The organism is Bacillus sp. 01N45, assembly GCF_056399205.1.
Window position 1 is genome coordinate 528111 of sequence record NZ_JBFTQW010000002.1, and the last position, 19482, is coordinate 547592.

Here is a 19482-nt window from a genome sequence, read left to right on the forward strand (position 1 = left end):
AATAGCAATACCGTTGTATGGAAATTGGGCAGACTAATCCTATTTTTTAGAAATTGAAATTTATTGAATTTCAACATTTAAAAATAAGATTAGTTAATCATCGTCCACCCATCATTCCTTTCCGTCGTTAGTAACCATATTGTACCATGATAGTACTGTATGAGTAAATGCAATTATATGTGCTATTATAAAGTTTGCTTTCTTCAAGGGCTATTTATCATTTCTTAAATTCATTTTGAACAAACAGCATTTATTGTACTACTTGCTTTATATTTCCCCAAAAAGTAAAACCCTAAGTACCCCCTCTTATATAATTTTTATATAAATTTATGATTAATTATATGTTATTCGTTATCCAATAATATCTTATTGTTTTTCGATAAATTTTTATTGATTACTCTCCTATAATAAGATATTATATGTTTACAGAAAATATTAATATAAGGATTGAATTTATGGACAAAACATTAAAAATTACAAAATCAAATATTATTTTAAGGATCGTTCTCATCCCGATTATAGTAGGAGTAATTGTTGGTATACTAACTAAATTGGGGCAAGGTATACTTCCAGGAAATTGGAATTCATTAGTTAACCTAGGAAGCGTTTGGTTAGTTCCATCCTTTTTCGTGGCTAGCTTGAGTTATTCTAAACGTACAGCTATACTTTCTGGCATCCTTGCGCTACTCGGCATGATATTAGGCTACTATGGTTATGCAATAGTTATTAAAAATGTAGCTCACTCTATTTATTTTATATCTGTATGGATTGTATGTGCATGTATAGGAGGAACTATCTTTGGAATTGCAGGTTTTCTATGGAAAGATACTACAAATCCACTTCATAAATTCGGAAGCGCGCTTATTAGTGGAGTTTTTGTAACAGATGGACTTCACATTCTTTTACATTTTGAAGACTATAGTCACATGTTACCTGTTGGATATACCGAAGTGATAGTCGGGATTATCTTGATTCTTGTATTAGAACGCTCTAATGCTAATCGAATTTCTTCTTTCTTAATGATGGTTCCTATCACTATTTTAGGATTAATTGGATATAAATTATTAAGTTTGTTTGCTTAATATCATGGAAAAACAAAAGACTCATTCTATTATAATCCATAATACATATCACGAATTCAAACATTATACTTATTAATGTTGATACACTTATTCATAGGATGGATTCATGAAGCTGTCTCTTTCAAAGAGATGGCTTTTTTCTTACAAAAACTATTCATCAGCTTTATATTAAATCCTTCTAATTTAACAATCGTATTTATTAGTGTGTCATTATACATACTAATATGATCTTTTACCATTTCATATACTCGATATAAAGTGAAACCTTAATAGATAGTTAATCCCCCACCTAACTTCTTTGCTTTCGCTGAATTTTGAAGTGGGGTCTTACTGCCCATTAAAGCGGGATAAAATAAGGCTAAAAAACTTATCTTCAAAGTTCTTTAGCCTAAATCACTTATTTACACATTAAAAAATATAATTCGTACAACCGTACCTTTACCAACTTCTGAATGGATTTCTACACTATGTCCTAATTGTTTTGTAATTTCATATACAAGATATAGCCCCATTCCAGTTGACTCTTTAAAATCTCTACCATTTTCCCCTGTAAAGAAAGGTTTAAATACTCTAGGTAAATCTTGCTTCGGTATCCCTACGCCATTATCGGCAATTTCAAGTATAACGTTATTATCTTCCTTACAAGCTTTCACTTTAATCTTTTCTCTACTACCTGAAGAATATTTAATTGCATTCGATAGTATTTGTCCAATTAAAAATTGTAACCATTTCGCATCACTTTCTACAATAATGTCTTTATCGATTTTAAGCTCTGGATACACAAAATTTCGGATAAAGAAGCGTTTATGTTCATGAACAGAATCATTCACTATTTTATGTAGTTGTACTCTTTCTACATAAAAATCTTGCGTAAATGCTTCTAAACGTGCGACATATAGAGCCATCTCTAATCCCTTTTTTAGCCTATCTGTTTCCTCATTAATACTTTCAAACCGCGGATCGACTTCATCTTGTGTAATTAATTCTATTACAGATAAAGGTGTTTTCATTTGATGTATCCACTGGTTCATAAAGGTTAAATGATCATTATTTTTTCTCTCTTGTATTTGCAGCTGATTTTGATAATGTCGATATTGCACCTCAAGTAAGTCCTGAAGTGCAGTAGATAAAACTGCAAAATCTGATTTTTGAACAGAATCATCCAAAGAATTCATCGGATTTGCTAATCTTTCATAGAACGTACGATGAGTAAAGTAACGAAATACTAAATAACCTACCATAAAAAAGACGCCTAAAAACATTGCATATAATGCCGTTGCAATATGTTTATGCCCGTCAAACCAATATACAAGAAATATGACTAGTAGCTGAATTATTGTAAAACAAATGAGCGGTATATGATCACGAATAAATAATTTTATCATTTCTCTATACCATTATCCCAAGTAATATGTAATCTATAACCGACACTACGAATCGTTTCAATTGCATCTTCAATCTGTAATGTTTTTAACTTTTTACGCACACGAGTTGTATTTACACTCAATGTATTATCATCAACATAAGATTCACTATCCCATAATTTATTTAATAACACTTCTCTACCCACAACACGCGGATAATTTTTCATTAACATTTCTAATAAAATAGCTTCATTTCTCGTTATATCAATTTCTTGATTCTTAAGCTTCAATACAAGCCTTTCGGGATATAAACAAAGACCTTGTTGCTCAACCATCCGTTCTTCTACTTTTGGTGCATAATCTCCGTAAGCACGTCTTAAATGACTACGAATTTTAGCCATTACAACTTCGTAATGGAATGGCTTTGAAATGAAATCATCGCCACCGTTTTCTAGCGCCATAACTTGATCCATTGTGCCTTCACGAGCCGAAATAAATAATATCGGACATGTAGAAACTCCTCGAATTTGACGACACCAATAGTACCCATCAAAACTTGGTAAATTAATATCTAATAAAACTAACTCTGGTTGTTCTTCTAAAAAAATGTTTAATACATTTTGAAAATCCGATACAATAATTCCTTCATACCCGTATTTCGCGACATGTGTTGATAATAGTTCTGCAATTTTCATATCGTCTTCTACAATCATAATTTTAACCATGTGTTTACTCCTTTTTCGATCCACAATCTTATATTCAATTATATAAAATAAATACTACCTTTTTTTATATAATCCGTAAATCAAAAAAGGATACTTTTATACAAAAGCATCCTTCTGTTATTATTCTTATTTAATATGAAATTCACTCAAAGTAAACCCCAGTTTCTCCACATAATTCATACCTAATTCCATCCGAGCAGTCTTCAGCGGATCCACAACTTGGCATACTTTTAAATCACCGGCAGCTGATAATAAAAGTGTTGCATCAGCTTTAGACATTTCTAATTCTTCATGTAAAAATGTCACCATATTACGTACAGCGCGATTCGCTGCATCATCTAACAATTTCTCTGAAGCAATCGTCATAAGTTTTTCTTTTTGGATCGCCATTGGTAGTGGCCATTTCTTTCCTTTTATAATCTGAACAGTTACCGTCACCTCACCAGCAACCTCTACTCCACTAACACCAATTTCACCATCACCCATCGCTGCGTGTAAATCGCCTAATGCTAATAGAGCACCAGGAACATTTACAGGTAATAATAATGTTGTCCCTTCTTTTATTTCTTTACAATCCATATTCCCGCCGTGATCATGCGGTGTGCCACATGAAATGCTCTCTTCTTTCGGCGCAGTACCAATTACACCAATCATTGGATTAATCGGGATTTGCAGTTCATTTGAAAATAAAACATGTTCATTATGTATCGGGACAATTTTCACGGTATTTTCATTTAGCTCTTCACCCATTACACCAAGATTCGTACCTGTAGTTAAAACACCTTGCTCTGCAATTTTTATCTTTTCAATCTTAACAACTAATATATCACCAGGTTCTGCACCAATGATATATACAGGTCCAGTCGCTGGATTAATTCGGTTCCAATCTAATTCTTGAAACGCAACATCTTCAGAATCAATTTGATTTTCAAAGCAATCATATGTTTCAAATACAAGACGACTCCCAATTTCTACTTCCATACATGGTTTGTTTTCTGGTGACATTGCGTAAATAATATGGTCTTTATGAATTCGATACATTTTATCTCTCCCCTTTTATATTAGTCTACAATTACTAATTAGCTTTTTTCACAAAAGCTCCTTTGAAAAATTAATAAATTTACATATAGAAAAGCACCTAGCTTATTTTCATACATACACTCTTTACTATAACAGGTAAAGAAAGGTGGTAGCACTATGCCCCTTATTCCATATAACGAAAGCGATGTTGATTTACTAGCTCGTTTAATTCGTGCTGAAGCTGAAGGAGAAGGTCGACAAGGTGAACAACTTGTTGGTTGCGTAGTAGTAAATCGTGTATTTTGTGATTGCTTAGATTTTAAACAACTTCGAACTGTACGTGATGCAGTATATCAAAGCCCTGGCGGATTTGAAGCAGTGCAATACGGATATTTTTATCAACGCGCGCGTGATTCAGAAAAAGACATCGCAAGAAAAGTTTTACAAGGTGAATGGCGCTGGCCAGCACGTTGGGCTCTTTGGTATTTCCGTCCAGTTGGTGTTTGTCCACCTGAATGGTATAACCAGCCATTTGTCGGGCAATTTAAAAGCCATTGTTTTTATGAACCACGTGGTGATGAATGTCCGAAAATGTATTCACGGTAGCAAAATATGAAACGCAAGTACTTAGCTTAGATCTCTGAGTACTTGCGTTTCCTTTATTTTTTAGAAATCTAATAATGTGATGAATTTTTCAATGCCTACTACATGTATTAATAACGGTATACGTGGGCCGCTAGACTGATTTATAATGAGCCTATATATAATAATAAATAATTGTTTTTGATTTTCTTTCATTATTTTTTTATTTTCATGATGACAAATCGAATACAATTGTTCCATTAAGTTAGAGTAATCTTTGTTAGAACGAAGAAGTATGGTGCAAGCTTCTACTAGCCACTCTTTCTGCTTTTCATCTAATGTGTTGTAAAACTCTATATTTCTCTCTTGATTTACAGCAATTAATTTTTCAGTTTGAAAGTTTCTAACCCAATACTCTGCACGTTTGCTTATCGCTATCATATCCTCTAATGCATAATTCCTATCTATTTTTTCTAATATACCTTGTAAAATAGATGAATCAAAATTTAATAGCGGTAACGTTCCTGCTACTTGATTAAATTTCGGATATTCTTTAATTCTGCTATCAACTCTAGAAAGTTTAATTGCATCAAATAAATCTTCATTTTTGAGCGTTTTATTCTCATAACTTTCTTTCAATCGTTCATATTCTGTATAATTGCGAATCACATCTTCATCAAGACCGATATGAAAAGCTGCGTTTGGTCTATATTTAGCAAACATAAAAAGAATCACTTCTGGTAAATATACTTTTAACAAATCATTAGGTGTACTACTATTCCCTGAAGAACTTGACATTTTTTCATGATTCCCTTTAATTCTAATGAAATCATAAGCAACATAATGAGGAGCTTCACGATTAAATATTTTCATTGCAATTTCCTTTGATACATTATAACTACCCGTTTCCGAAGAATGATCTCTTCCGCCCGGTTCAAAAATAACATCCTCTATCATCCATCTCATCGGCCAATCGATTTTCCAATTCAGTTTCATTTTATTTGTATTTAATACCGATAATTCAGTTTGATTTCCGCATTCACATTTATATCGTACTGTTTTTAATACTTCATCAAAATGTGTAATCGTTGTTGCATCTTTCCCGCATTTCTCACAATATAATGTGACTGGATAAAAGCTCTCTCGCTCTTCTTCACTACACTCTCCTATTTTAAAACTCATTAAAATATCATATATTTCTTTTCTTTTATATAAAGCCTCTAATATGTTTTTGTTATATCTTCCACTTCTATATTCAGCATGTTGATATGTGAATTCCACTTCAACCCCAAATACTTGAAGCGATTTCTCAAACTCTTTTTCAAAATGCTCAGCATAGGAGTTATGACAGCCATATGGATCTGGAATATCACAGTATGGCATACCAATATATTTTGCAAAAGATGGATCAATATTTTTAGGAACTTTTCTAAACCTATCATAATCATCCCATGAAAATATAAAACGAGTCTTTTTCCCTAAATCTTGAAGTGCTCTTACAACGAAATAAGTCGTTATTATTTCGCGAAAGTTCCCGATATGAATAGAACCAGATGGACTTATTCCAGATGCGCAAACAAAAGTTTCTTTATTTGGATGTTTTCTTATTAATTCATGTGCTACTTCATACGCCCAATACATATATTACTCACCTCAATTGATTTTTTATTTTCACACTTTCAGTTTTATGCAATAAAAAAACTCCCACCCCCAAGATTATTCATCTTGAGGACGAGAGTTATTAGCTTCGCGGTACCACCTCAGTTTGTTAATATGTCGCCATATTAACCTCTTCAGGTACGGCAAAATATGCGTATACCCTATCTCTATAACGGGAGAATCCGTCGCACCATCCCTAAACAAATTAGTTCCTTGCGCAGCTCCAAGCCTTTTTTCGTCAAGCTGTATACCGCTCTTTCTCAGCTACCAGAGCTCTCTGTACGTATTCTTTCTTAACTACTCTTCTCTTCCATGCCATTTTAAATATTAGTTTTTTCATATGATAATTTATAACACCTTTATTGTCAAACTTTTTCGAATAAAAACTCTATCTAAATAAATGCTTTATCGCTTCTAATTGAATTTTGTGGCTACACTCATCGCAACAATATGTTCCTTTCGGTTTCTCTTTAAATCGTTTATATTTTTCACTACCTTCGTAAACACGAAATACATTTTTGCAAGAAAAGCAAACAATTTCATAAAACATCATATGCATTTTCCTCTCCATGTTTATACATTTTTTTAATCACTTAAGAAAATCAGTTTTCTATAGTACAAATCTTAATATCCTCTGACTAAAAGGTTTACCTTCATTCTTATCGAATTATATAAATATCTTATAAGTTGAGGTGAACATCTTGATCAGTAATATAGAATTGGTTTTAGATGCTAAAGCAAGTTTAGCTGAAGGACCATGTTGGAATGAAAATATTGGAGCTGAAACTATATGAACCGTATCGATTACATAAGAAACGAAGAAAGGAAATATCATGACCTTTGCTATGAACAATACAAACTATTTGAAACTGGTTCTTGGCTTTATAAACCGGTTAAAACAGTTCTGGACTTGATGGATTACTTTGAAGGACAAACTAACTTACAAGTACTTGACCTCGGCTCTGGCGTTGGTAGAAATAGTATTCCAATTGCACAAAAAATAAAAAATGCTAGCGGCACTGTTACATGTGTGGACTTACTTGATTCCGCTTTAACAAAATTACAAACTTACAGCAAAGAACATGATGTATTTGAAGTCATAAAAACAGAACAAGCAGCTATTGAAAACTACTATATTGCCCCTAACACTTATAATTATATCGTTGCAGTATCAAGTTTAGAGCATGTTCAATCAGAAGAAGATTTTAAAAAAGTGCTCCATTCTATGAAAAAAGGTACAAAGATTGGTGGTATCAATTGTTTCATTATTAACTCGAACATACAAGAAATTGACTTACATACGAATGAAGAATTAGTTGCTTTAATTGAAATTAATCTTCCCACTGAAGATATGCTACATCTATTAAAAAGCATTTATAAAGAATGGCAAGAAATAAAAATTGAAATAAAAGAATTAGCTTATAATATAGTCCGAAACGAAAGAGAAATTCAATTAAAAACAAATGCTATAACATTTGTTTTTCAGAAATAAAACTATAAAAGGTAAGGTTTTTCCCTCATATATTCATAGAAACACCCTTACCTTTCAATTATAAATTCTTCATAAAATTGCTTCGTTATTAGTTTTAGCTTCATCTAAAACATTATTTTTATTAGAAATACTATTCAGCTATTAATTGAATTCATTCATTTATCAATAATTGCTTGTCGAGCTTTTTCTTTATCATCAAAATGAATAGTCGAATCCTTTAAAATTTGATACGTTTCATGCCCTTTCCCTGCAATCAAAACAATATAATTAGAAGATGCCATGTTTATTGCATGTTTTATAGCCAGTTCACGATCTACTTCTACTTTATAATTCAAATTATTATTCTGTGAAAATCCTTTTTCAATATCTTTCATTATTGCCTGCGGGTCTTCCGAACGTGGATTGTCAGAAGTAATAAAAACAAAATCGCTATAACTTCCAGCAATTCCACCCATTATAGATCGTTTTTTTGCGTCTCTATCTCCACCGCAACCGAAAACAGTAATGATTTTACCTTTTGAAAACTCGCTAATTGTAGAGAGGACATTTTCTAACGCATCCGGTGTATGAGCGTAGTCCACTATTACAAGGAAATCTTGGTTTTCGTCTATAATTTCCATTCTACCTTCAATGCTCTTTAAGTTACATAAGCTGTCACTAATGTTTGTAAGCGGAATACCTTCAACCAATGCAGCTGTTATTGCTGCTAATGCATTATAGACATTAAAGCGGCCTACTAGATTTAGATTGATTTCTATTTCTCCATTAAAGGAAGAAACTAAAAACTGAATTCCTTTTGAACTTAAAGTTATGCTCTTCGCTTGAACATCTGCACCGTTATTTATCCCATATGTAATCACTTCAGCAGAAGTAACTTTTTTAAAGTATTCTACCGATGGATCATCTGCATTCAAAATAGCAATTTTTTGATCTATAGTAGAAAAATCATTTCCTAATCTTGAAAAAAGAAGACCTTTTACGTGCTTATATTCCTGAAATGTTCCGTGGTAATCCAAATGATCTTGCGTTAAATTTGTAAAAACAGCGGTTTTAAAGTTACACCCTTTAACTCTTTCCATATGTAAACCCTGTGAGGTAACTTCCATAACACAATAATCTGTATTATGATTTTTCATCGTTTGCAAATTCCACTGAAGTATCGGTGGTTCTTGCGTATTAATATCAGTAGGATACCATTTCGAACCAACTTTCACTCCGTTATTCCCCATAAGCCCTGTTTGAAATCCATAATCACTCAAAATCTTTTCAAGTAAATAGGAAGTAGTTGTTTTACCATTTGTTCCTGTAATTCCAATTAGCTTCATTTTATTAGATGGGTAACCATAGAAATGTGACGCAATAACTGCCATAGCGTATCGTGCATCTTTAACAATTATTTTAGGTATTTCAATATTTACATCTCTTTCTACAATTAACGCCACAGCGCCATTTTTCACTGCATTTTCAACAAATTGATGTCGATCTTCAAGAAAACCATCAATACCTGATACACATATAAATAAATTTCCACTAGTTATTTTTCTAGAATCCATTTCTAATCCCGTAATTTCTACATTCATATCTCCAATGGTTTCTTTAATCAATAACAAATCCGCCAGCTCTTTTAGTTTCAAATCCCTCGCCCCCTTACAAATTTCCCCTACTTATTTTACCACTTTATGTAAAATAATGGTTTAAAATTCCATATTAGTCGGACGAAATTTAATCATCTTCAATAAACAAAAAAATAAAAGAGCACTTGTTTCCGCAAGTGCTCTTTTTGGGGATTTTGAGATATCCTATTAAAGAAAGTTAAGGTTACTTAAAGTTAATAGGTATTTCTATTATATGCTTGTCCTTTTTATTTGTGCATAATCAATATATAAGAATTTATATTAACACTAAATAATTTTATTAATTACTGTTTTAGAATAAAGGTTATTCAACTCATTGCAAATAGCCTAAAAAAGATAAGCCAAAACTATTATTAAAATATAAAATTAATATCATACATTACTTGTTCAGCTACATTATCAGCTAATTGATTAACAAATTGATAAAACAAATACTAAATTTATTTTAAACCTAAAATCGGTAATATTGTGTAATTAATCCTATATCCTTCAAACCCTGATGGCTTCACATCGTATTCCCACTTATCAAAGCATTCTGTTAACATGTATCCTACTTTTCCTTTATTCTCGTCTGTATTATGATTAATATAGCCGCATTGTTGGTGCGAGGTAATGAGATCCCCAGAAATTTTCTCCACATTCTTAAAACGGCTAAGATCAGGCGTCACATCTATCCAACTTTGATTGGTTACTTTATCATAACGAGCTTTTAAACGATAAATAATCCAACCATTTGGTTGTTTGAGTACACTATTCTCTAAAGAGGCCTTACCTGAATAGTAAGTAACTACATCAATCTCAACTTCTTCTTTGTTTTTCATATCTTCCATGAATTGTACAACTTCACTATAATCTGTTTCTTTTAGTTCTTCCTCAAAAACACCAAGTGATACTAAAATTAGTATGAACGCTGTAATTGAAAATAAGGTAATGATTATCTGTTTTCTTGTCATGTAGTTCCCCCTAATTATATTAAACACTACACATGATATGGCTTTGAATATATTCACTCTAGTGGTCTAACGTTTTTCCTCTATTTTAAATTTCACCAAAATTAACCACATTATTGTTTCTAGAAATACTAAATGAAAATTATATTTTCAACATGGTTAAACTTCATTTTAAACAGACAACAGATAAGGTATACCGCGCCCATTACGATATGACTACCTACTAATCTTTTTCTTTTGTACAAACAATTAATAGCCGTAATTTTCACAAAACATTTTGACGTATTACTTATTCCAATATAAAATTATATGCAAACAATCAAAATTAACCTAAAATATAAAAAGGGTATACCATACTAACAGTTAAATGCTTAGATTTGTCCTTTTCCATAATTAACAAGGATAGAGTAACATGAAAATAGAGAGCGAGTACCGTTACTAATCACATGCAGGTTCTTTGAAAATTACATTTTCATACTATAAACATAAATAAAAGGGGTACATACGAAATGAACGGTTTAATGGAAAATAATTTAAGAACTTTGTTCCTTCTCTTTGTAAGTATAATTGTACTAGTATTTCAAACTATTATTTTTGTAAGAATAGTAAGAAACTGGTTCAAAACCAAAAATATAGATAAATTAAAAGAAGATAAACAGTATATTAAAAAGCTAACTATAGTATACATAGCAATTATGGTAATAGGTGCTATTACAAACTTACCTTTATTCGGATTTATATTGTTAGGTTTTATGTCTAATACTATTATATTAATGTCTTTAAAGATAGAATTGTCTAATACAAAATCAAGTCAGTTGAAAACTGTGAAGAACTCAAAGCTCATGTTATGGTTTGTAATGAACACTATACACTTAGTACTTTTCTTTGTTGAGGGGATAAAACTCATTAAAAGTATTTAAGGCGATACTTCGAGATAACGATACGACTTCTTATGCATCACTTAATTGCATTAAATTGACAAATTTATAGAAGCGATCGTATCTTTTAAAAGAAACAGTCGCTTCTATAAACATATATGTATTAATATTTATATTTTTTTATTGTACAAGGAATAGTTACGATATACAAATCTATAGCATAGATTGTAACCCAAATCCCTTTCCCTTCAGCTTTTAACTTTTTATTTAGTTGAGATAAATGCTCTGAAACTTTTCTTTCCCCCCACCTTCTAGGAAACCATTGAAAAACCTTAGGGACATTATGTTTCTTATTATACCAAGCATTCAATCTCCAGAAAGTGAAAAAAACAAGACAATAATTATACTACAAAAAATATCAAAATATGAAATCCCTAAAATCATATTTCCTCCTTTTCTTCTTTTTCTGACATTAAAACTCCACAAAAAATATCAAACACATTTTGTTTCTAATTTTATCACTGTATTTCCCCATATTTTAAGCGCTATCTAATCTTGTTTCTCTAGATTTATCTCTATTAAGACTTCTAGTTCATTTATAATTCCTATTATGTTTGCCTTTATTATTTATGCAGAATATACAATCAATATATACTAATTTTTTACAGGTCTTTTCTACATTTTATCATTAAGAAATTAATTGAAGGTTTATTTTCTACATTCTTATTTGGTTCATCAATTTCCGAAACTTGTACTAATCCATACTTATTAAAATCTTGTTTTATAGATTCAGAATCATAGAAGTACATTTTTATACCTTCCATTATCTCATAATAATCTTTATCCAACTGTTTTCCTTTTCCATACATTGGAGCTTTTTTAGAAACAGTTGTAAAAACCATATATCCACCAGGTTTTAACTGATTATAACAATCCTTAATAAATTTCTCTCTTTCCTGCTCATTCAACAAATGAAGAAGTGCATGACTAAATATCCCATCATAAAGGTTATTATCAAAAGGCATTTCGTTTACCGAACCGTGATACATACTAACATCTTCTAGTCCGTTTTCTCTTGCTAAATCGATCGCTGTTTTCGAAATTTCAATACCTATTACATTTATACCATTTTCGATAAATACCTTTGCGTTTCTCCCATATCCAATACCCGGAACTAATATGTCTTTAACATTGTTTTCCACAAAAAAATCTTTTGTCAAAATTGCAGATTCTGTAGGTTCAAACCCCCACATCGTTTGCTTCTCAATAAAGCTTGATTCCCAAAATTCCATTATATTTCTATCTCCTTATTCTTATCTCATGTTTAATATCACATGAAAAACCTATTAATTTTAAAGCTGCTTTTTTCACCACAGTCACTATAGCTCCATTGAATATAGCATAATAATAAGCCTATATCTATTTTAAAGATTGGTGTAAAACTCACTCTTTTTTATCAACCCATATGTTTTTGTAGAAAAATAAAAAAGCCAATACTTTTGTTGTGGTATTAGCTTTTCTCAGGAGAAATTATCTTTTTGTATTGTGCTGATCTAATATTTTTTCTAACATTTCTAAAGTTATCGGTTGAGCTTTCTCTATTAATTGATAACCAATACGTCCATTCGGCTCAGCTGTAACTTGCTGCAAACTCTTTAAATCATGAATTCCTTTTTCTCTTAATTGCATATAAAGTTGTTGTTCAGACATTTTTGCCTTCATCAAGTTCGCTTTAATAATCTCTCCGTTTTCAACAATTACAAAGCTACTGCCATTTAGGAATTGTTCCGCCTTCCTTGATTTCAGTTCAAAGAAATGAATAATAAGAAGTACGCTTGCAAATATTACAGCTGCAAATATAGATGGAACTACCTTCCTACTTAATACAGGCTCTACAATAATACGTGCTATTGATACTACTATAATGATTTCAGCTCTCGTCATTTGGCTAACAGATTTACTACCCGTCATTTTTAATGCAAGAATCCCAGTAAAAATTAAAATAATACTTTCAAAAATAATATGCATAATAGCCCAATCCTTTAATGGTAAATGTTATTAGCATTCCCATTTTATATAGCATTCTAAATGAACTTTAATTAAACTTTTTTGTGAAAATTAAAACTTACATATATAGAAAATGGATCTATTTAGCCCAACCTTTTTTCAATAAGGATTTGATGATCCATCTTCTAATGTCAAAAAAATACAAAAGCACCCAAATGGATGCGTATAGATTAAACTTATTCATTATTACTTTCTCCACTTTTATCATCAACTGATTTCGAGTCTAACATGCTGCCTATATCAGGCGGTAAAGCTAACTCTATACCAGCTACTGGTTGATTATCTTCATTAAACCATTGTTTCTTAAATTTAATCAATTCTTCATTTTTCTTATTTTCATCCATATTATCCCGCCTTTTATGTACGATATTAAACACTTTACTTAATATGTACATTGAGAAAGATAATATACTATTTGTACATAAGGAAAGAGCAAAACCCCTTCCCTGTTTACACAACCCGTTGTACCTATTAAAAATCCCCGTACATTCTACTCCTCGTTTTGTTATCATATTAGTGACGAAATATAAGTGAGCTACGTGATAAGTACATGGTCATTTTATTTATATGAGACAAATACTTTTAAAGGAGTAATTATTCCTTCACTTAATTCCTCAAAACATTTTTTAAGTGCAGTATAATGAATTTCATGTTGAAAAATCTCTTCTATCCATGGCGTCTGTTCTATTTGACTAAAAAGCCAATCTGCATGTTTTTGGTAATCATATCCATCACTTGAACCAATGATTTGCAATTCTTTTCGATAAAAGTCAGCGGTTAATGTTAGGTCTTCTATATTACCATCAGAAAGAATACATATCGCCCCATTACTATTAGTGTGAAACCCTCTATTTGTAGCAGAACATTCTAAACCGTAATTATACGTATTTATAACTTTCTCTTCCGAATCAAAGAGATTTTTCGCACCAAACTTCTTTGCAAATTCTCTTCTATTTTTATTAGGTTCAACAACATCCACTTGCTCTACACCTACATAGTATTTTAAAAAAGAACAAGTGAGTAAACCAATCACTCCCATTCCAGTTATAAGTACCTTTGCATCCTTTTGCGGATTTAGTTTCAATACCCCTTTAGCAGCATCACACGAAAGAATAGATAATAAAGCAACTTTAGGTTTTATATAACTAGGCACCCGAATTACTTTATCACCTACTTTTAATTTTGTTACTTTATTTCTAACTTGAATAACTTCCCCATAACTTTCATATCCAGTTTTTCTTGGATAAATAGGATTTATATCTGTAACATCTAATTCTTTATACTGTGGTAACTCTGCTCCAATACTTATTGCACCTGAAATTGTTTTAATAATAATTTCCTCATCCTGTATAGACTTAATTTCGCGCGTTTCCCACTTAAGCTGTTTTGGTCCCTCTAAAACTAATTTATTTTGTTCCATTTATAACCCTCTCATTTTATAAAAATATATTCTCACTAAATTTCAAACAATGTATAATAGATTCATCTAAAATTTAGGCTATAACATTGGCTAGCTTCTAACAGTAATAACATGATAATTGAATTTGATGGATACAGAATGAATGAGTATGTTATTGGCCGTAACTGTTCTCTAAACGAATTAAGAACAATTTATTTACATGTAAAAAATGAAGAGTTATCTAACGAAGAGCTTCTAAGCTTATTTTGTGTACGGTACCACTATGAAAGAATCCCAAAGTTACTACGAGAATACATCATGAGCGATGTTGTCATTGATTTAGATACGGACTATATTTATATTCCTAATAGATAACAGTAAACTAGTTGAAATGAATAGAAATTACGATTCAGCTAAGTGTTTAATAAAATAAGTGAATACCCAAATTAATGTCGCAAATTGAGTGACAAAATACATTGTCCATTCAAAACCAGTCAATTTCCTCTCTCGTTTCACTTTCTTTAAGTATCTGTAAAATATAAATGTACTTAAAAACATAAGTAACAATGATAATTGCTGTAAATCATCCACTATACGTACCCCCATAGACTCCATCAACCTCCTATTCAAAGTAAATACTATACCTTAAGGATATCACCTATTGGTAGTTTATTTCCATTTAAAACAATTATGTCCTAAACAAAATGAGCACTCAACAATTGAGTGCTCTAAAAAGTATTAACGTAACAATTTTCTTCTAGTTTTTATAACTCAGTTCTATCACTTCTGATATATGATTACTATCATATTTCCTTGTATAGGAGTAACGTCAGGAAAATACGGATTTACAACGTTTAGGAATTTTCAATACTAAAAAGCCGAACTTCACCGTTAATTAATAGAGAAATTGAGCTTTTTCATTACTCCATAAGCATTTTTAAGTTATATTTAAAAACCATGCCTTGACATTGTCTAGAGCATGGTAATTATTTAACCTAATATAAAACTGCTAATTTGATTTTTTAGCTCATCTATTTATTGAATTCATTAACTGGAAGAAGTATTCAGGTTTATGAGTCTTATTTAGATTATACCATGCATGTAATGTATCTGGTGCAAATACATCTAATTTTTTCAGTACTTCCATCGCAAATTCCAGAGGAGCTATTCCTGATGCAGTAACTAAATTCGCATCAGATACCGCAGATCCCAACTCATAGAACTTTTCTCCTTTATAGTTAGGACATACCATTTTAGTGTATTCTAAATTATTACTTGTATGCTTTCTAGTATCTAAGTATCCCATATTGGCAAGGGCCTCAGTTGCACCACAAATTGCAGCAACAATAGTGCCAAACTTTAAAGCTTGGCCAATTCTTTCCAAGATAGGCTGATGAATTTCTTCACTCCAAGTAGTCCCTCCTGGTAAAATTAAAAGATCTTTACTCTCAAAAGTACATTCATCAAGGGAAATATCTGGTTTTATGCTCAGTCTCCCCATAGTAGTAATCAATTCTTTATTAGCTCCTACTGTAATTACTTTTAAAGGTACTAAATCTTTTTTAAAATATCTTCCTGAGTTTAGTTCGGTAATTAAATATCCATATTCCCAGTCCGACATTGTATTAAATACATATAGAAAAACTTTTTTTGTTTGCATCCCATATCACTCCAATCACAATTGATATGGATATTATAATATAACTTCCCTGACAGTTAACGTCAGGGAAGTTATCATACTTCATGAAATTTTATTAATTCCGACAGTACTTCAATAAGTCTTTTCTTAAGACTTATTGGCTCAATAACTTTAATAGATTTATTGTACGGTAAAAGTAAATAAGGTACATATGTATGTATCATATCTTTTTCAAGAAGAAAAACTGCTTGATTTGAAGTCCGCTCTTGTAAATAATGTCCTAAAAACCAATGTTGGCAAATATCAGCCAATACACTTTTATCCCCACTAATAACCAAAGAAATAATTCCTTCTTTATCTTCTATAGTTGGAAGAAGATTTTTTATAAAAAAGTCACGTGCTGAAAAATTTTCTGGCCGGTTAAACTTATTTTCGGTTAGCATTAAACTTTCAATTCGATCTACTCTAAAACTACGGATATCATTCCTAAGATGACAAAATCCAATCACATACCACTTATTATTCCAATAGATAATTCTGTACGGATCGACCAATCTATAATTTAATTGCTTTTTGCCACTTTTATAGTAGAGGATTTTTATTGAGTACCCGTCAGTTACGGCCTGCTCCAATTCCTTCAAAAAATGTTCCATAGAGAGTGAACTAAATCGACTGATTACTTCTAGACTACTTACATGTTGGTTTATCTTTGCTTCCTGCTCTTGATTTGAGTATTTACTTAGTTTTGAAATGGCCCTATTTAATGCTTTACCTCCATAATATCCGGCTTCTTCTGCAAAAACAGCAGCGTGAAATAGTGAAGTTTGCTCTTCCAAATCAAAAAAAAGAGGAGCCTCAATAAAATTGTTCAATAAAGTGTATCCACCGTTATGTCCTGGTTCTGAAATTATAGGTACACCACTTGTTGAAATTGTATCAATATAACGATACACAGTCCTTATATTCATCTCTAACTTTTCTGAAATTTGTTTCGCAGTAATTTTTTACCTGAGCGAAGCATCCATAGAATCGCTAACATATTATCAATTTTAGGCATGTAATTCCACCTCTCTATGGAATTTATCCCCTATTATATATTTCTGATTTTTAGTATAACTCATCAACTGTTCCTTTCCGATAGCTTTCTATATAATGAGGCCATAAACACATTTGTAATTTCACAAATTTGATTTACAGTCATATCTACCTCTTTATAAAGCTTTACTGCATAATTCATTCCTGCATGATTTTTATGGTACTTCTTTAACCGACCTTTAAACTTTCCTTCTTTCTTAGCCAGTTCAATCCCTTCACGCTGCCGCATACGGATAAGATCACGTTCTAATTGGTTTACACCCGCCATAACCGTAATTAAGAATTGGCTGTAGGGATTATCTTCTGATAAATCTAGCCATGTATCTTTGAAGGATTTTAATTATCATCTTTATTATAATATTTAGTAACAACAATAGCTTCAATTATTATAGCGATACACACAAACAAGAGAATTATTTTGCGCCTCACAACAAACCTCCTTTTTCATTTTTTTCTTTTTTAAATTGAAAGGTTATACGTTCCACTTGTTTGATTTCCTCAATTACTTTACGAATTCCTACTTCAATCCTATCTTCCTTTACATTCGATACGTTTAACTTTAATAGTCTTTCTTTCGGAAAACCTCTCATATAATTTTTATCAATAGTATCAATACTTATTTGCATTTCATTTAATCTTTGGAAAAACATTTCGGAAATACTCGTTTTTTGTAATTCTAAACAAGTATGGATTCCAATTGTATTATGCTTTTTATATATGAATAAAAGCGGGTTTTCACTATGAGTTCTTTCTAATGTTTCTGCTAGTTTTTTAGATCTATCGTGATAGGAAGATTTAATTTTATTTTTATGACGTTCAAACATGCCACTCTTTATATAAATTTCTAAAGCAGCTTGAGATATCATTGGGCTATCAATATCTAAAATCTTTTTATATTTATGGAAATCATTTGCAATGGATGGCGGAATGACCGCAACTCCAACCCGTAAACCTGGAAAAATAATCTTCGAATAACTTTTTAAATATATTACATGATTACAATTATCCAAGTTATATAACGGATCTGCTTTTGAATCCATTTCTAAATCTGCTAAATAATCATCTTCCACTATAAATACATTATATTTCTTAGCCAGTAGCACGATTTTTTCTTTCTCATCTTTAGAGTAAGAAGTTCCAAGCGGATGATGATATCTTGGTATTGTATAAAAGAATTTTATTTTACCTGTTCGAAAAATGCGTTCCAATTCATTTAAGTCAATACCTTCATTCGTACGTTTAATACCGATTACAGGAATTTTGTTTATTTCTAGATATTCAATATATAGATGATATGTTGGTTGTTCAATTAATATCGTTTCACTTTCATTTGGAAATGGTATAGAAGTTAATATTGCTAGCGCCTGCTGTACACCTGACGTTATAAAAATATTCTCTTCTTTAGTGAAGACTTGATAGTTTGCCAGTTGTTTTTGAATAACCGGAATTAAAGATGGTAAACCTTTCGGCGTCCCATATACAAACAAGTCATTTTTATATGTATCAATGGCTTTATTAATACAACGTTGAAAATCTAAATATGGAAAAACATCTGGATCTGGTGCTGAGGAAGCAAAATCAATTATCTCGTCATTTTCTACCAAACTCCCTGATTTTCGAACAACGTAGTATCCACTTTGAGGGATGGAATAAATAATATGACGCTTTTCTAATTCATGTAGTGCCCGTATTACTGTCGCCTTATTGCATTCATATTTGGTAACGAGTGTCCGAATAGACGGTAGTTTCTTTCCTTCTTTTATATCTCCATGTTGAATCATTTTTTCTATATCATTAAAAATATGTAAATACTTATACATTATTTCACTCCCTTATTAAAGCACTTAAAAAGACCCCTCATTCTCATACGCTCTCTATAAAGCAAAAGTAAATACA

The 19482-nt window shown here is 31.3% G+C and carries 19 protein-coding genes, 3 pseudogenes and 1 other annotated feature; of the genes and pseudogenes, 5 read left to right on the plus strand and 17 right to left on the minus strand.

The genetic code is table 11. The features are described from left to right. Positions 1–455: 455 nt before the first annotated feature. Positions 456–1082 carry a DUF6518 family protein gene (locus AC1DMU_RS06940; protein WP_088063558.1) on the plus strand — a complete coding sequence of 209 codons (627 nt, stop codon included), beginning with the start codon at positions 456–458 and terminating at the stop codon, positions 1080–1082. A 401-nt stretch (positions 1083–1483) separates the two neighbouring features. Here AC1DMU_RS06940 and AC1DMU_RS06945 read toward each other — a convergent pair whose 3' ends face one another. From AC1DMU_RS06945 to AC1DMU_RS06955, 3 genes are all read right to left on the minus strand, one after another. After that, positions 1484–2467, minus strand: coding sequence for a sensor histidine kinase (locus tag AC1DMU_RS06945; RefSeq protein ID WP_088063557.1), 984 nt, complete (start codon positions 2465–2467; stop codon positions 1484–1486). Further along, positions 2464–3171 (minus strand): response regulator transcription factor, encoded by a 708-nt coding sequence (locus tag AC1DMU_RS06950; RefSeq protein ID WP_088063556.1) that lies wholly within the window; start codon positions 3169–3171, stop codon positions 2464–2466. The genes AC1DMU_RS06945 and AC1DMU_RS06950 overlap by 4 nt, the downstream gene beginning before the upstream one ends. A gap of 126 nt (positions 3172–3297) precedes the next feature. Continuing rightward, positions 3298–4212, minus strand: coding sequence for an acetamidase/formamidase family protein (locus AC1DMU_RS06955; protein ID WP_088063555.1), 915 nt, complete (start codon positions 4210–4212; stop codon positions 3298–3300). 156 nt (positions 4213–4368) lie between these two features. On the opposite strand from AC1DMU_RS06955, the gene AC1DMU_RS06960 reads away from it, so the two are divergent. Then, positions 4369–4797, plus strand: coding sequence for a cell wall hydrolase (locus AC1DMU_RS06960; protein ID WP_088063554.1), 429 nt, complete (start codon positions 4369–4371; stop codon positions 4795–4797). A gap of 60 nt (positions 4798–4857) precedes the next feature. Here the strand turns inward: AC1DMU_RS06960 and lysS are convergent, their stop codons facing one another. Next, a complete protein-coding gene (gene lysS, locus AC1DMU_RS06965; protein ID WP_088063553.1) occupies positions 4858–6414 on the minus strand; it encodes a lysine--tRNA ligase in 1557 nt (518 codons plus the stop codon). Positions 6415–6497: 83 nt separating this feature from the next. Continuing rightward, positions 6498–6754: a binding site (T-box leader), on the minus strand. 66 nt (positions 6755–6820) lie between these two features. Next, the gene (locus AC1DMU_RS06970; RefSeq protein WP_000551050.1) at positions 6821–6991 is read right to left on the minus strand and encodes a DUF2197 domain-containing protein; all 171 of its coding nucleotides are present in this window, start codon (positions 6989–6991) and stop codon (positions 6821–6823) included. 231 nt (positions 6992–7222) lie between these two features. Here AC1DMU_RS06970 and AC1DMU_RS06975 point away from each other — a divergent pair, with 231 nt between their 5' ends. Then, positions 7223–7924, plus strand: a complete 702-nt coding sequence (locus AC1DMU_RS06975; RefSeq protein ID WP_088063552.1) for a class I SAM-dependent methyltransferase — start codon at positions 7223–7225, stop codon at positions 7922–7924. A gap of 155 nt (positions 7925–8079) precedes the next feature. On the opposite strand, the gene AC1DMU_RS06980 is transcribed toward AC1DMU_RS06975, so the two are convergent. After that, positions 8080–9558, minus strand: a complete 1479-nt coding sequence (locus AC1DMU_RS06980; RefSeq protein ID WP_088063551.1) for a UDP-N-acetylmuramoyl-L-alanyl-D-glutamate--2,6-diaminopimelate ligase — start codon at positions 9556–9558, stop codon at positions 8080–8082. Positions 9559–9998: 440 nt separating this feature from the next. Continuing rightward, positions 9999–10511, minus strand: a complete 513-nt coding sequence (locus AC1DMU_RS06985; RefSeq protein ID WP_088063550.1) for a hypothetical protein — start codon at positions 10509–10511, stop codon at positions 9999–10001. A gap of 506 nt (positions 10512–11017) precedes the next feature. Here AC1DMU_RS06985 and AC1DMU_RS06990 point away from each other — a divergent pair. Further along, positions 11018–11428 carry a hypothetical protein gene (locus tag AC1DMU_RS06990; RefSeq protein WP_064056258.1) on the plus strand — a complete coding sequence of 137 codons (411 nt, stop codon included), beginning with the start codon at positions 11018–11020 and terminating at the stop codon, positions 11426–11428. Between the two features lie 121 nt (positions 11429–11549). Here AC1DMU_RS06990 and AC1DMU_RS06995 read toward each other — a convergent pair. The 5 genes and pseudogenes from AC1DMU_RS06995 to AC1DMU_RS07015 all read right to left on the minus strand — a co-directional run bounded on the left by AC1DMU_RS06995 (position 11550) and on the right by AC1DMU_RS07015 (position 14873). After that, positions 11550–11830, minus strand: a pseudogene (locus AC1DMU_RS06995) (hypothetical protein). 218 nt (positions 11831–12048) lie between these two features. Continuing rightward, complete coding sequence (locus tag AC1DMU_RS07000) at positions 12049–12678, minus strand: class I SAM-dependent methyltransferase (RefSeq protein WP_088063548.1); 630 nt, start codon at positions 12676–12678, stop codon at positions 12049–12051. Between the two features lie 238 nt (positions 12679–12916). Continuing rightward, a complete protein-coding gene (locus tag AC1DMU_RS07005) occupies positions 12917–13414 on the minus strand; it encodes a DUF421 domain-containing protein (protein ID WP_060488475.1) in 498 nt (165 codons plus the stop codon). Between the two features lie 215 nt (positions 13415–13629). Beyond that, complete coding sequence (locus tag AC1DMU_RS07010; protein ID WP_048547055.1) at positions 13630–13797, minus strand: hypothetical protein; 168 nt, start codon at positions 13795–13797, stop codon at positions 13630–13632. A gap of 215 nt (positions 13798–14012) precedes the next feature. Continuing rightward, on the minus strand, positions 14013–14873 hold the full coding sequence (locus AC1DMU_RS07015) for an MDR/zinc-dependent alcohol dehydrogenase-like family protein (RefSeq protein ID WP_088063547.1): 861 nt from the start codon (positions 14871–14873) through the stop codon (positions 14013–14015). A 111-nt stretch (positions 14874–14984) separates the two neighbouring features. Between AC1DMU_RS07015 and AC1DMU_RS07020 the strand changes: the two genes are divergently transcribed. Continuing rightward, on the plus strand, positions 14985–15227 hold the full coding sequence (locus tag AC1DMU_RS07020; protein ID WP_088063546.1) for a hypothetical protein: 243 nt from the start codon (positions 14985–14987) through the stop codon (positions 15225–15227). Between the two features lie 27 nt (positions 15228–15254). Here AC1DMU_RS07020 and AC1DMU_RS07025 read toward each other — a convergent pair whose 3' ends face one another. The 5 genes and pseudogenes from AC1DMU_RS07025 to AC1DMU_RS07045 form a co-directional block, all read right to left on the minus strand. After that, positions 15255–15458, minus strand: coding sequence for a hypothetical protein (locus tag AC1DMU_RS07025; RefSeq protein ID WP_215559070.1), 204 nt, complete (start codon positions 15456–15458; stop codon positions 15255–15257). A gap of 421 nt (positions 15459–15879) precedes the next feature. Then, on the minus strand, positions 15880–16512 hold the full coding sequence (locus tag AC1DMU_RS07030) for a type 1 glutamine amidotransferase family protein (protein WP_088063544.1): 633 nt from the start codon (positions 16510–16512) through the stop codon (positions 15880–15882). Positions 16513–16586: 74 nt separating this feature from the next. Further along, positions 16587–17548 (minus strand): annotated as a pseudogene (locus AC1DMU_RS07035) (helix-turn-helix transcriptional regulator). Positions 17549–17611: 63 nt separating this feature from the next. Beyond that, a pseudogene (locus AC1DMU_RS07040) lies at positions 17612–17926 on the minus strand (helix-turn-helix domain-containing protein); the annotation flags it as partial. A gap of 85 nt (positions 17927–18011) precedes the next feature. Next, on the minus strand, positions 18012–19406 hold the full coding sequence (locus tag AC1DMU_RS07045; protein ID WP_088063543.1) for an aminotransferase-like domain-containing protein: 1395 nt from the start codon (positions 19404–19406) through the stop codon (positions 18012–18014). Positions 19407–19482 lie beyond the last annotated feature (76 nt).